This window comes from Candidatus Pantoea formicae, from assembly GCF_011752625.1.
In the GTDB taxonomy this organism is placed as follows: Bacteria; Pseudomonadota; Gammaproteobacteria; order Enterobacterales; family Enterobacteriaceae; genus Pantoea; species Pantoea formicae.
The window spans coordinates 187,980-202,758 of the sequence record NZ_VWXD01000007.1; the positions used below are offsets into that span (position 1 = coordinate 187,980).

The 14,779-nt window shown below is 57.2% G+C and carries 8 protein-coding genes; 3 read left to right on the top strand and 5 right to left on the bottom strand.

Features of this window, described 5'->3' with window-relative positions:
• Position 1 precedes the first annotated feature (1 nt).
• From F3J38_RS19825 to F3J38_RS19835, 3 genes are read left to right on the top strand one after another with little or no spacing between them, the layout of a single operon-like run.
• A complete protein-coding gene (locus F3J38_RS19825) occupies positions 2–3,808 on the top strand; it encodes a cellulose biosynthesis protein BcsC (protein WP_167141209.1) in 3,807 nt (1,268 codons plus the stop codon).
• Entirely contained in the window at positions 3,808–4,254 is a 447-nt protein-coding gene (gene bcsD, locus F3J38_RS19830) for a cellulose biosynthesis protein BcsD (protein WP_167141211.1), read from the top strand. The genes F3J38_RS19825 and bcsD overlap by 1 nt, the downstream gene beginning before the upstream one ends.
• 9 nt (positions 4,255–4,263) lie before the next feature.
• Positions 4,264–5,268 carry a family 8 glycosyl hydrolase gene (locus tag F3J38_RS19835; RefSeq protein ID WP_167141213.1) on the top strand — a complete coding sequence of 335 codons (1,005 nt, stop codon included), beginning with the start codon at positions 4,264–4,266 and terminating at the stop codon, positions 5,266–5,268.
• An 89-nt stretch (positions 5,269–5,357) separates the two neighbouring features.
• On the opposite strand, the gene bcsC is transcribed toward F3J38_RS19835, so the two are convergent.
• The 5 genes from bcsC to bcsR are packed head-to-tail and all read right to left on the bottom strand — an operon-like array spanning position 5,358 to position 14,677.
• On the bottom strand, positions 5,358–8,831 hold the full coding sequence (gene bcsC, locus F3J38_RS19840; RefSeq protein WP_205298344.1) for a cellulose synthase complex outer membrane protein BcsC: 3,474 nt from the start codon (positions 8,829–8,831) through the stop codon (positions 5,358–5,360).
• Complete coding sequence (gene bcsB / locus F3J38_RS19845; RefSeq protein ID WP_167141217.1) at positions 8,824–11,124, bottom strand: cellulose biosynthesis cyclic di-GMP-binding regulatory protein BcsB; 2,301 nt, start codon at positions 11,122–11,124, stop codon at positions 8,824–8,826. Before bcsB ends, bcsC begins: the two co-directional genes overlap by 8 nt.
• A gap of 15 nt (positions 11,125–11,139) precedes the next feature.
• Entirely contained in the window at positions 11,140–13,755 is a 2,616-nt protein-coding gene (gene bcsA, locus F3J38_RS19850; RefSeq protein WP_167141219.1) for a UDP-forming cellulose synthase catalytic subunit, read from the bottom strand.
• The gene (bcsQ, locus tag F3J38_RS19855) at positions 13,752–14,483 is read right to left on the bottom strand and encodes a cellulose biosynthesis protein BcsQ (protein ID WP_167141221.1); all 732 of its coding nucleotides are present in this window, start codon (positions 14,481–14,483) and stop codon (positions 13,752–13,754) included. Before bcsQ ends, bcsA begins: the two co-directional genes overlap by 4 nt.
• Positions 14,483–14,677 (bottom strand): cellulose biosynthesis protein BcsR, encoded by a 195-nt coding sequence (bcsR, locus tag F3J38_RS19860; RefSeq protein ID WP_167141224.1) that lies wholly within the window; start codon positions 14,675–14,677, stop codon positions 14,483–14,485. The genes bcsQ and bcsR overlap by 1 nt, the downstream gene beginning before the upstream one ends.
• Between the last annotated feature and the right edge of the window lie 102 nt (positions 14,678–14,779).

The window sequence follows — 14,779 nt, forward strand, 5'->3', positions numbered from 1 at the left end:
AATGAAAAAAAATCTGTTAAGTGCCGGTATTCGCCATGCCCTGATTTTGGGCGGGGCGCTGACGCTCTCTCAGCCGCTGCTGGCGGCAGAGAGCACCAATCCCGCGTTACAAGCGCTGTTCGATCAGGCCGCTTACTGGCATCAGAAAGCGCATGACGATTTAGCGAAATCTTCGCTGCAAAAAGTGTTGATGGTGGAGCCGAACAACACCCAGGCGCTCTATCTGCTGGCGCTCTATTCACAGCAGAGTGGTAGCACGGCGGAAGCGGCGCAGTGGCGCGCACGTCTTAGCGCGGCCTCGCCGAACGATCCCCACCTCAGCGAATTAGATAATGCGCGTCAGTTGCAAACCATTCCACAGGCGCAGCTGTCCCTGGCGCGCCAGCAGGCACGCAGTGGTAATATCGCCGCTTCGCTGCAAACCTGGCGTAATACCTTTAACGGTAACGAGCCACCACCGAGCGTGGCGGCTGAGTATTACCTGACAATGGCGGGTGACCGTTCTCTGTTACCGCAGGCGGTTGAGGCGTTGCGTCAATTCTCTGCCGATCATCCACAGGATACCGGCGCAAAACTGGCGCTGGGCAAGGCGATGACGTATCAGGAATCAACGCGTCGCCAAGGCATTGATGTGCTGGCGGGACTGGCCGATGGCAATAAAGAAGCCGACCGTTCGCTGCGGCAGGCGCTGATGTGGCTCGGCCCGCAAGCTTCCGATGCCTCGCTGTACCAAACCTGGCAACAGCGCCATCCGCAAGATAACGCGGTGATGGATTACTACCGCAAAAATGTCGGTGGTGCTGAGAAAGGCGCAGGCTTTACGGCGCTTAACAGTGGTGATGTCAGCAACGCGCAAAATAACTTTGAGAAAGTGCTGCAAGCTAACCCACAGGATGCGGATGCCTTGGCCGGTATGGGCTATGTGGCACAGCGAGCCGGGCGTTACGCCGAAGCGGCTGATTACCTGACGCGCGCCGCGCAGATGGGCGGCGATCAAAGCGAAGCCCGCCAGAAACAAGCGTCCGATGCGCGCTTCTATGCCCAGTTGGCGACCGCGCAGCAGGCCTTGAAAAACGGTGATAGTGCGCAGGCGCTGTCACTGAGTGAGCCGCTGACCCAAGCGGAAGGCGAAAAAGGTGTTTCAGCCAAGCTGTTCCGTGCCGACGTGCAGCGCCGCAGTAATCAACTGGACCAGGCGGAGCAGACCTATCGTTCCATCCTGCAGAGCGATCCCGATAACCGCAACGCCAAAGAAGGGTTGTTCTACGTGCTACGTCAGCAGAACCGGAGCGCCGAGGCGAATACGCTGCTGGCTTCTCTGCCTGATAGCGTGCGCCAAAGCGTGGCTCCGCGAGGCAACAGCACCGATCCGATTCGTGCCCAGGCCAAGCGTGAGTTAGCGGCAGGCAACAACAGTGCGGCGATTGCCACCCTAAACAGTGGGATTCAGCGCTATCCAAACGATGGCTGGCTGCGACTAGACCTTGCGCGTATCTACCGTGCCCAGGGCGATAGCATGATGGCAGCCAACATCATGCAACCGGCGATGCGCACGGGCGCCAGCACCAATGAGCTGTATGCGGGCGCATTGAATGCCAGCGAGAGTGGTGCCTGGCAGCAAGCGAGTCTGCTGTTGTCACGCATCCCTAACGGCAGCAAAAGCAGTGATATGCGTGAACTGGCGCAGCGTGTGAACTTCAACCTGCAAATGGCGACGGCGGATCAGTATCTGGCGCAGGGTTCGAATGCGGCGGCGGCCAACACCTTGCGTGCGCTGGCGTCATCGCCTCCGTCCAACCCGGTGGATGCCGGTAACCTGGCCCAGAAGCTGGCGAAAGCGGGCGATCTCACCACCGCTGTTTCTGTGGTGCGCAGCAATATGCAGCGAGGCATTCAGGGCAATGCCGGTGATTATGCAGCACAGGTCGCGGTGCTTAATCAGGCGGGTCTGAATACCGAAGCGCAGAGTTTCCTCAGCAGCCCAGAGCTGCAGGCGCGCAGTACGCCAACGCAGCTGGCGGGGATTCGCAACGGTTACGTGATCAACGAAGTGGATCGTCTGCGTGAGCAGAAACAGTATGCCGCGGCATATGACAAGCTCGTAGGTGCGCTGCAACACGATCCGCAGAACCGTGATTTGATGTTTGCCATGGCGCGACTGTATCAGTCCGGCAAGATGAACAAAGAAGCGGGCGTGGTGTATGACTACCTGATGACGCAGGATACGCCGACGCAAGATGCACGTACTGGGGCCATCAACGTGGCGCTGGCCAATAACGATGTGAACAAAGCGAACACGCTCACACGTGGCCTGCGTAATGAACAGACACCTGATCGCCTGCTATTGCTGGCACGTGTGGCTGAGGCGAACGGCGAACACAGTCAGGCAATGAGCTATTTACGTACCGCACGTGGCCAACTGATTGGCCTGCAGGGTGCCCAAACGGGCAGTGTGCCGAGTGTCGGTGGTTTGGCATTGGCCGACAACCCGTTCATTAACCGCAGTACTTCACCGATTTCGGGTTCGTCATCAGCCTATGGTGCGGTTATGCCATGGCAGTCCTCTCCTGATGCTGCTACAAGCAATGCTTCAGGTGCAACGCTGGCCAGCAATACGCCAGCGATTCAGCAGAGCCAGACACTGCGTCAAATCGACAACATGATGGACGATTTGCAGGAAAAAACCGGTACTTGGGTACAGGGCCAGATGCAGGTACGCGGACGTGATGGTGAATCAGGTCTAAGTAAGCTGACCGAAGCGAAAGCGCCATTAACCTTCTCTACTGTACCGTTTGGCAACTCACGCTTCGATTTCACCATGACGCCTGTTTCCTTAACGGCGGGCAGCGCGGGCGGTGATGCATGGCGTCGTTTCGGCACTAACGCGCTGGTGCAGGGCAATGTGGTAGCGTCTGGCGACGCGAAAATTGACGATGTCCCTTCTTCCTCAACAGATTCGCAGAAAGCGACAGGTGTTGAGCTGAACCTTGCCTTAAAAGGCGACAGCTACAAGATCGACCTCGGCAGCACCCCGCTGGGGCAAGACCTCAGTACTTTGGTCGGTGGCGTACAGTGGTCGCCGAAGTTGACTGATTTCCTGACGCTGATCTTGACCGGTGAACGCCGCGCGATGACTGACAGCCTGCTCTCCTATGTAGGTGTGGAAGATAAAACCAGCGGTAAGCGCTGGGGCCGTGTCACCAAAAACGGCGGTAACGCCTTGCTGAGCTACGATGACGGCGATGCCGGTTTCTACGTCGGTGGTGGCGCGTACAGCTACATTGGCGAAAACGTGGCGAGCAACAACAGCGTGCAGGCGACGGCGGGTGCTTATGTGCGTCCGTTCCACGCTGATGACCGCGAGCTGAAAGTGGGGATGAGTCTGTCGTGGATGGACTTCTCGAAAAACCTCAGCTACTTCAGCTACGGTCAGGGCGGTTACTTCAGCCCGCAAAACTATGCGTCGGTGTCGTTCCCCATCGAATTCACCCGCAAGTTTGACGATCTGAAAGTGAACGTAGGCGGTTCAGTGGGTTATCAATCCTACAGCCAGGATAAGAGTGCTTACTTCCCGAATGACCCGACTTACCAGGCACAGATGCAGAGCCTGGCCGATCAGGGTTACGTGAAGAGTGCCTATTACAGCGGCGACAGCAAAAACGGCATCGGTTATAACCTGCATGCCGGAGCGGATTATAAGATCAACAAAGATGTCACCATTGGCGGCCAGTTAGGCTATGACACCTTTGGCGATTACAACGAGAGCACAGCGAATCTGTACTTCCGTTATATGTTCGGAGACAACTAATGAGTGAGCAAGTAACCGCGCGTATCAGTCATCCACATCAGCCTGGCTGGTTCGATCTGGTCAGCGTGATGATTGAGAGCATGCTGAATAACGCGGGTGAGGAAGCGGAAGGCTTTCTCATTGATGTGGGCGCTTCGTTGGCCGCGCGCTATCCTTTAGCGGAAGCGCGCACCGTGCAAGATCTGGAGCGCGAAATTAATTTGCAGCTGGCGCGCTTCAACTGGGGCTTTACCCAACTGCAGCCGTTGGAAAACGCTATTCTGATTCAGCATCACGCGTTGCCGCAGGGCGACACCAATCTGGATGCTGAACGCTGGCAGTTGGCGCTGAGTGCCGTGCTGTCGGGTGTGTATGCACAGTGGTTGCAGGCACAAGGCGGTAGCGCTGCCGTACCGGTCACATTTGAGAAACTTGACGGCGGTACGCTGCATTATCGATATCAATAGGATGCTGTGATGAGAGTGATGCGGTTCTGGCGTCAATGGATGCTGTGTTTCATGGTGATATTTTTTAGCGCACAGGCGGCCGCAAACGGTTGGAGTACCTTTAAAGGCCGTTTTATGAGCAGCGATGGCCGTATCAGTGATACGGCCAACAATAATGTTAGTCATACCGAAGGCCAAGGCTACGGCATGTTGTTGGCCGTGGCGAACAATGACCGCGCCACCTTTGACTTGCTGTGGCAATGGACACGCAGCCATCTGCGTAACCCGCAAAACGATCTGTTCTACTGGCGCTATACGCCGGGTGCTGCCGATCCCGTCGCCGACAAAAACAACGCCTCGGATGGTGATGTGCTGATTGCCTGGGCGCTGCAACGCGCGGCGCAGAAGTGGGGCGGCGATTATCAGTCAACCTCAGATCGTATTCAGCGCGCTATCGTTAAACAGAACGTGATCACTTTTGGTGGCCACACGGTGATGTTGCCTGGCGCACAGGGCTTCAACAAAAACAGCTATGTAGTGCTGAATCCCTCGTATTTCCTGTTTGCTGCATGGCAGGAGTTTGCTGAGCACAGCCATCTGCGTGTGTGGAATGAGCTGATTGATAACGGGATGGACCTGCTGGGCGACATGCACTTTGGTAAAACGGGGCTGCCGCTGGATTGGGTTGCACTGAACGCCGATGGTTCCGTCGCCCCCGCCGTCGGGTATTCCAACCGTTTCAGCTATGACGCCATACGTATTCCGCTCAATATCTGGTGGTACGATCCACAAAGTTTGCGTCTGGTGCCGTTCCAGCGTGTCTGGCAGGGTTATGGCCGTCAGACCACTCCGGCCTGGTTTGATGTGCTCGCCAATACCCCCGCGCCATATAATATGGACGGCGGCTTGCTGGCGATTCGCGATCTGACCCTGAATCAAACCGGTTATCTCAGTGACCGCTTAGCGCCGGATCAGAACTACTTCTCCGCCAGCTTGCAGTTACTGACTTGGATGGCGTATCAGGAAAAGCGTTAGAAATTTCGCGATAAATCGTGTTGTTTTTACAGATCGCAATGTATTACACAATTGAAAGGGCCGCACTTCGATGAGGAAGTGCGGCTTTTTTATTTAAAATCCGCATACGGCTCAAGCGGTTGTGGTGGCATATCCATATCGCCGTTCCAGCCGCCCATTGAATAACGCATGTAGATTAAGCCGTGGCTCGGGGTGTAATCCTTCGCCTGCTGAATATCCATGGCCAGTCCTACTGACCAGTGTGGCGTGACGCGTCGTTCCACCACCGCTTGCAGGGTGTAACCGAAACCGTTGCCGGAACTGCTGTCAGAAGTCGGATTGGAAGCCAACGTGAAGCCTGGGTTGACAGGGTAACGCTGCTGGCCGTCAGTTTGCGATTGTGACCAGGAAACCGAACCCCCGAGATCAAACGACCAGTTTTCGGTGCGCTGCCGATAGGTGACCGGTACGGAGAGCGAGAAATACTGCTGGGGACTGTAATAGCCGCCTTGGCCGAAGGTGTAATCGCTCAGATCTTTTTGGTAGTGCCACAACATACTATTCAGGCCCACCGTCGCACGACGATTGCCCTCGTTGATGAGCTTGTAGTAGTAACCTGCCATAAGACGTTCACGGCTGTTATCGGCAACGTTTTCACCCGTAATTTGATGGGCGCTGATATCCGCCCACACGCCATTCGCGCCGCCCTGATCATAACTCAGCCCAATTGAACCACCGGTTGCCACCACGCCACCCCAGGTTTTTCCGCCGTTGGCGGCGGGATCTCGCGCACCGGCATACGCCAGCAGCGAACTGGAGATCGGACGGCGGGAGGCGGTGAAAGTCACCCCAAGGTCTTTGACATCGGTTTTCCAGCTTAAGCCACCCACCCAGTTGGTGACTTCAAAGCCCAGTGGCGTAGTGCCTATATCCCCGGACCAACGGTCGTTATGCCAGCCCACACCAATCGCGGTGCCTTCGTCTCGCTGTTTGAAATCACGGCTACAACCACCCGAATTATCATCGTTGCAACTGCCGAAAAATTCGCTGTGACTGCCATTGCTGGTGGCGAAGGTGCCCGCCGAGACCAGCACATGATCGACGCGCACAAAACTGCGACCGTCGGCCAGCGGTGTCTCCGCCTGCATCATGGTGGTGTGCGCGTTAAAATCTGAGATGCCGCCGGTGCCCTTATTGCGCGAATAATCCTGTTCGAGCGTGAAAGTTGTGTCTTGCTGGCGATAAAGGTCAGCGGCATCGCTGCGAATACCGCGTTTCAGCCAGTCATCACTGGCGTCATTACGCGTCAGGCGGGTATAGCTGTCGTTATCCTGCGGCGCGTCGGCGCTGATGCCGCTGGCTGCCATTGCCAGGCGATAATCCTGCTGCGCCGCTTCAGGCTGTTGCTGCTGCGTTTCCAGTCGCGCGGCATCGCGATACACCAGTGCTTTGCTTTGCGACGGAGGTTCTTTGGCGGCACGCGTTTTTAAATCATTAAATATCTGCTGCGCACGTGCCGCATCGCCGCTGTTTTGCCAGGCCAGCGCCACACGGCGACCGCTGTTGATATTTTGCTGCGCCACGCTAGAGGGTAAAGCGTGCAGTGCCTGACGTGCTTGGTCGGTGCGTTTCAGAGCGATGAGTGCTTCGATGCGGCCCAGCGCAGCGTCGTTATTGGTGGCATCCTGCTGCAGCACACGCTGATAACTCGCCAGCGCAGCTTTCGCGTCGCCGCGCTCCAGTGCCCAGTCTGCCAACGTAATATCACGTCGAGTTGAGGCGGGTTGCTGTTGCAGCAACGCCAGCGCAGCGGATTCGTTGCCATTAGCGCGTAGATCGGTGGCGCGAGCGAACACTTTATCCTGTGTTAAACGATCCGCCAGCTCATGCATGTTGTTGTCCCAACGGGTTTCTGGCAGGCGGTGTAGTGCCGCCAGCGCGGCATCATCCTGATCGCCCGATGAGAGCCACAACGCCCACGCATAGAGCGCCGCGGGTTCTTGCGGATGCTGGCGTACCATGGCGTCCATCACCTGCGCGCCTTGGGCTTCTTCGCCACTGCTACGCAGTGCGCCGGCTAAACGGTAAGAGAGCCAAATGTCGTTGGGATTGTCCTGTGCGGCCTGGCGGTATTTCACGACTGCCTGGTGCCACTGGCCCTGTTGCGCCAGCGCATCCGCTTCAGCCCGCAGGCTGTCACTGCGCAACGAACGCAACGTATCCGCGAGCGAACGCTGCTGTGCGGCGGGCAAGGCATTGATAAACGCCATGGCGCGGGCAGGCGATTGCTGTTGATAGAGCGCAGCCAGTCGGCGTATAGCGGTGGTATTGCTACCATCAATACGCAGCGCCTGTTGCCAGTACTGTTCCGCTTGCGCGTCATTTTTGCGCGCCAGAGCGACATCGCCGAGGCCAATCAGTGCCCAGCTGTCGCGGTTATCAATGGCCTGCGCACTGCGGTATTGCCGTTCTGCGCCAGCAACATCGCCTTTTTTCAGCGCGTCATCACCCTGGTTGATCGCCAACCAATAGCGGTTGGTCTGCAGCAGTGACTGCCACTTGCCAATCTGGGTGCTGGCTTGCCCAGCCTGAATGGCTTTCTGCAACCAACTAATGGCTTGCGCGCGATTGTTGGCACGCGCCTGCGCCTGGCCCATAGCCCCCATCAACTCGGCATCATTGGGATTGGCTTTAAGCGCGGCGGCCAGTGCGGCAATCGCATTCGCGCCGCCGCCAGCATCGACCAGTGCCAGACCACGCATACGCTCGCGATAGGCCGGATCGGCTAACAGCTTTTGCTGCCGTGCCAGCTCTTCTTCACCACGCTGTTGTGCATCACCTGATGTAAACACTTGCAGATATTGCTTCAGGCTGGCCACGCTGCGATCGCTGACCGGCTGATTGTGGATCTGTTGCAACCACAGCTCGGAAGCTGCCTCACGCCCACCGTCACGATTGGCGAGTTGACGCAGCTGCGTCAAGGCTTCAGCAGGTTGATTATTATCAAACGCCATGCGCGCCAGTTGCAGCTCTACGCCGATATTGCCGGGATAGCGCTGCTCCAACCCCTGCAACTGACGATAGGCGTTTTGCTGCTGGCCCGGTAAACGTGCAACCAGACGCCAATACTCCAGTTCGGTGTTCACATCGGGAAACACGCCATGGAATAGGGCATCCCAGGCGTTTTTGGCTTCCGCTGTGCGCCCCGCTGTCGCCAGCAAGCGCGCTTGCTGCAACTGTTGTCGCCCTTCTGCGCTCATCAAACGCAAACCGGTTTCAGATTCACGAGTGGCAATATCGTTTGGTGCCACGCTTTTGAGTTCATTCAGCAGCTTTTGCGCTTTGGCCTGATCGCCCTGACGCAGAGCCATGCGGATTTGTGCCGCCAGCACCTGGGGATTGTCAGGATCGATTTTCTCCAGACGATAAAGCGACTGCTGCACCAAATCATATTTGTTGGTGGATTCACCGGTGCGAATCTGCATTAACAGCCAGGCGACCGGGGAAACCTGCGGGCCATCAGCTGCGACGCCGGGGCCCGCAAGGATGCTGGCAATCAGCAGCCCGAGCGGCAGTTTATTCATCATCTTCCAGCTCGGCCAGGCGGCGACGGCTGACCATCCGCATCAGGCGCCATGCCATCAACGCAAACAGTACCACCACGATAGCTGCACAAATCGCCAGCCATACCGGATGCGTCGCCAGCAGGTTCCACAGACGTTCCCACCACGGCAGATGGCCCACGAAGTAGGTATCACCGACGCGTACGCTGGTGACGCCCGATTCACGCACAATGGTGGCAGAACCGAAGATCGCGGCCCGTTTGCCGCTGTCGAGCAGGGCATTGTTGAGCAGGTCCCAGCCACGTGGGCTGTCAGCCAGCAGCGCAACCACGCTCCGCTGATCATTAAAGGGCGACTGGAATCCCACAATGGCGCCCATTGGACCGCGCGAGCTGATCTCCGTCTGGCTTTCGACTTTGCGGTCACTGGCAGAAACCGGTACGTTTTGCGCCGTGATCGGACGCGATGGCATGTTAATCCAGCTGCGTGCCGCCTCGACTAACGCATTGATCTTTTTGTCATCCTGCAGATCCTGCGGGATGCTGCCGATCATCAACACGTCAGCATCGGTGGTTTTGGCTTTGTTCCAGTCATCACTCATTTGCACGCGCAGTGCCGGATAGCCGGTCTGTGCGCCGATGGCACCCAGCGCATTCAGCATGGTGCCCACTTCGCCGTTGTCGGGCTTCGGCTGCACTAACACCAGTGTCTGCGCCAGATCGGCATAGCGGCTGTAAGGGAAGCCGGCATTGGCATAAGCGTTCAGCGACGGCATCTCGATGTAATGGCGATAGCCGGAGAAATCGATGCTGGAGTTATCGTCGATGACCACATGATGGCCGACAGCGGTAACGGTCTCACAGCGACCATCGGCCGTGCCGCCAATAAAGGTGTTGGCGTAGTCAAAATTGAAGCGTAACTGGTTCACCACACCGAGACGCAGTGCAGGAATCGTTAACTGACGACTACTGTCCTGTAAGCCTTGCAGCAAGGGGATATGCATAATCTGCTGTCCGGCGGTATCTTTCGGCGTCAGCGGATAATCCTGCATGAACTGATTATTCAGATGCACCGCCAGGCGCGAACCGTCCTGCTGTATCGGTGAGGTGTAGCGGTAGATCAGATCCATATCGATGCCGCGCGCGCGCACCAGGAACAGGTCAGGCGGCAGGTTAAGAGTCAGGCTGATGGGGTTAGGTTGTAGGCCATCAGCTTGTAGCTGGTTCTGATACTGCGTCAATTCAGCAAAGGTGGTGCGGCGGTCGGTACGCACCCAGTTTGGGGCATCATAGGCCTGGCGGGGTTCCAGCAATTTCACGCTGTCGATGGTTGAGGTGTCACCACGCAACAGCAGTTCGCCCTGCGCGATACCTTCTACCGCCGTCAGCAGGTCGTTATCGTCGCGACCTAAAACCAGCAGCATTTTTTCATACGGGTTATCAGGCTGGCTCACCATCACCACCGTCGGTTTCTCCACCGGTGGCAGGTCTTTCAGGAAGTCAGGGCGATTATCGTTGGTGGCGAACACCACCGCATGTTGCTCTTTAGGAAGCTGGTTATAGAGCACCGGGAACGACTGACCACGCCACTGCGCTTTGCTGCCGAACCAGGACGCGAGCATACCTGCGGCACGCTGCTGCACCAGGTTTGGCGCGGTACTGAAGACCATGGGCAATTGCAGCGGACGGCTGTCACGCGCATCGAAGAAGGGTTCAGGGAAATGTGAAAGGTCATTCTTCAGCGGCAGTTTTTGCAGCGTCAGATCGAGTTTGCTCTCTTTACCGATATCCATCCAGATGGTGCTGTTGGCGGGGTTTTCACACACGTTAGCATAGTGCCCAACCAGCTCCAGGCGCACGCGGTTGAAGTCACCAATGAAGCGCGGATCGATAGCCAGCTGGGTTTGATTCTCTTTGCCGAGTTGGTCCGCCGTGACCGTGACCAGCCCAACCAGTTCGTCGTTGAGATAGACCTTGAGCTGCGACAGCATGGGGATCAACGCCGGTGAGGGGCGGTAGTTGAGCGTTAACAATGCGCGCGTGACCACTTCATCACTGCGCACCCCAAACTCAATCTGGCTGGTGGGTTCCGTCCCGCGCAGCGTCATACTGCCCGGCGGTGGCGCGACCTGGTTGAACAGCAACTGGCTGTCACGCAGCGGCGCATTGGCATCAAACGGTTGACTGACCACCGGCAACGGCGTCTGTGCGGCGGCGCGAGGTGCTTCGGGCGCAGTGGGCTGCGGTGCAGCAGCCTGCGCCAGCGTTGCAGTACCCAATAGCAGGGCGGTGAACCAGCTCAGTTTTCTCGTCATGGTTATATCATCAACTTAGGTGAAATCGGTTTTGATTGCCGCAGGTGCGCGGCTAGTGCCCTGTGGCAGCAGTGAAGCCAGCCAGCTCACCAGCATCGTCAGGGTGCGGAAAATACGGCGTAGCGGGGCAGGGCCATACTCTGCCAGGCGCAGATAGCCTTTGAATCCCAGTACCATGATGTCGGCCAGGCTCTGTACCGGTTTGTCTTCCGGGAAGCCGTCCTGCCAGAGCGCCCAGGTATCGGCACGGGCGAAGGTGCACTGGATAAATTCGATATGCTGGCGCGTGGAAAGCTGATGCAGACGAATCCCCGCGCGGCGACCAAACACACGCTGTACCTGGCAAGGGAAACTGAACTCTTGTTGGCCTCGGCGCAGTAACAGCCAGACGGGTTCATCTTCCTTTAACGCATCGGCTTCGCGAAGTTCAACGCCAACTCCGCCGTCGGAGTAGTCACGTAACGTGCAGGGCACCATGTGACCATCCTGACGTGCGATGGCGGCCGGCATGGCGATCTCCACACGGTGTGCTTCTCGAATCTGGCGTGCCTCTACGGAGACCGCCACGGCGCCACCCAGAATAATCATGTTGTAAGCCACCCACACCAGGCTCACCCAAATGGTGAGCATCTCATTGGCGGGGCCGTACGCCATGCGCCAGAAGGCCATAACAATGCCAGCAATGTTCAGCAGCACCAGCATCATATAGGGTTTGGTGATCACCCAATCGAGATGACGCTCTTCAACCAAACCGCCTTTTGCGGTGACGTTGAATTTCCCTTTATGCGGGTTGAACAGCGCGACGGTGGTAGGACGAGCGATATACCACGCCAGTACGGTTTCATAGACTTCACTCCAGAACGAGTGACGCCAGCGCCCCTGAATCCGTGAGTTGGTCAGGCTGGTGTGCACCATATGCGGTAAGACGTAAATCGCAATCGCCAGCGCGGGCGCATAGATGATGTAGGCGTGGCACAGCAGAAACGCCAACGGAGCCAGCAGGAAGATCAGACGAGGAATCCCGGCCAGGAAGTGCAGCATGGCATTGGCGTAGCACAGTCGCTGAACCAGTTTTAAGCCTTTGCCAAACAGCGGGTTATCCAGACGGAAAATTTGCACCATACCGCGCGCCCAGCGAATACGCTGACCGATGTGCGCCGACAGGCTCTCGGTAGCCAGTCCCGCGGCTTGTGGGATACGAATATAGGCAGAGGTGTAACCCTGGCGGTGCAGGCGCAGCGAGGTATGCGCATCTTCGGTGACGGTTTCCACGGCGATGCCGCCAATCTCATCCAGCGCGGTACGGCGCAGCACGGCACACGAGCCGCAGAAAAACGCCGCATCCCAGGTGTCGTTCCCATCCTGCACCAGACCGTAGAACAGCGAGCCCTCGTTAGGCGTTTGACGGAAGCGGCCAAGGTTGCGCTCGAACGGATCGGGCGAAAAGAAGTGGTGAGGGGTTTGCAGCATGGCTAAGCGGTGATCTTTCAGGAACCAGCCCATGGTCAGCTGCAGGAAAGATCGCGTGGGCACGTGGTCGCAGTCGAAAATCGCCACGTAGTCACTGCGACAGGCCACTTTCAGCGCATGGTTGATGTTGCCCGCCTTGGCATGCTCATGGGTCGGGCGCACCACATAATTAACGCCCACGCTAGCGGCAAACTCGCGGAACTCCTCACGCGATCCGTCATCAAGGATATAAATGTTGAGCTTATCCTGTGGCCAGTCGATGCCCATCGCTGCGTAAATGGTGGGTTTCACCACACTGAGCGGCTCATTATAGGTGGGCACCAGAATATCGACGCTCGGCCAGGAGGTCATCTCCGGCGGCATGGAGACCGGTTGGCGGTTAAGTGGCCACAGCGTCTGGAAATACCCTAAAACCAGAACCGTCCACGAATAGGTCTCGGCACCGATCAGCAGCAGGCCAAACGTCAGGCTGAGTGGATCGTCCCAGTTCAGCGTTTCGGTATAGCGCCACCACAAATAGCGGCAGGAGATGGTGAGGGACAAGACGATCAGCATGATGGTCGAGAGGCGCCCCGGCACGCGGCGTACCATCATGGCCAGGCCCCACAATAGCAATACAAAAACAAACTGGGTGGTAATACCAAACGGCTGCGAAATGCAGAGCAGCGCAAGCAAACTGGCAACAATCGCGGCGGCAATAAACATCAACTGACGGACGGGTGCGGGCAATTTTTGCAACCCTTGCTCGGCGCGCAGATGCAGGCCCGTTTTTGCCAGTTGTTCAGGCACGCGACCCAGCCACTGATAGAGTTGCTGACGCCAGCGAAATAGCGAGCTGAACGCATTGAGGCGCTTACGTTCGCTGCGCGCACTGTTGTCGAGCGGGAGCACCAGCAGTAGCCACAGGCTTTGCAGCGCGTATCGCAGCACATCTAATGGGCGCGGTCGCAGCGGTGAAATCTGCGGATAGTAGCGTTGGCGCTGCTGTAGGATACGTTGCCAACCGGGGGTTTCCAGCCGCAGCAGCGACCAAGCGAGAATACACCACAGCAGATGCAGGGTGACGGTGAAAAATCCCGCGCCGTGTAGGCGTGCCGAACGGGCTCGGCGTTGCAACGCCTGCCACGCTTGGGGTACGAACAGCCAGCGCAACGGATTCACGCGGCACCGCCAGCAACATTAAGCAGTAACCAGTTCGCCAGCGTATTCACCTCTTCACTGGCCAGCGCGTGGGGGCGGTATTCGCCCACCGGCTGTTTCATCATCAGTGCTTCGGCCAGCGCCTCATCACGGTGAATGACCTGCGGGATGAGATTTTTCAGCGTACGTAGCCATAGCTGATGCAAATCCTGTTGTAACTGGCTGTTGGCATTGAACTGATTGATCAGAAACAGGGTTTGCGGCAAGAAGCGCGGGTGATGCAGCCGCAGCTGACAGTTTGCATCCAGCGACAATACCTGCAGCAGACGATCGGCAGCCATCGCGAAGGATCGTTGCCAAGGTAATAGATCCGCAGGAAGGTCGAAGATTAGCCAGCGATACTGTGATTTCAGCGCCGGTAGCGCATTGAGCAGCGGCGCCGCAAATTGTTCGTCAACGGACTGCAGACTTAAGGTTTGCTGAAGGCTCAGCGTGCCAAAGGGTAGGAAATCGAGCCCGGATTGATAGCGCTGCGCGCACTGCGACCACGGCTGCTGTTCCAGCAGTGCCGAGACCCAGCCTTGTGAGTGGCTCAGCGGAAGGTTGAAGTGAGCAGCGAGTTGATTTGACGAAGAAAAATCGATAACCAGTACCGATTCCTGCAACCTGTTGAGTGCCCAGCCGAGTGCCGCACTGAGCGATGTCGCGCCACAACCGCCGCGCAAACCTTGTAGGGCGATGACCGGCATTAGCGTTCCTGCTCCTGTGCAGCGGTTAATTCACGCAGCAGCGGCCAGCGCGTCAGTAGGCTATTCAGCCGCTCTTCGCGAGCAATATCAATGTAATGAAAGGCCTTTAGAGAAAAGGCTTCGCTCAAAGCATTAATGTCATCCTGATCTTCACTGGTGGAAGCGATCAGCGCAAAGGCATTTTCAGTTTTCATTACTTTCTTGCCATCAATAACAGCAACGGGGGAATGTGATTTTATTTTTTGTAAAGTCTAAACCTGAAGAAAAGCCAACACCATGTCAAAATCAGTATGATT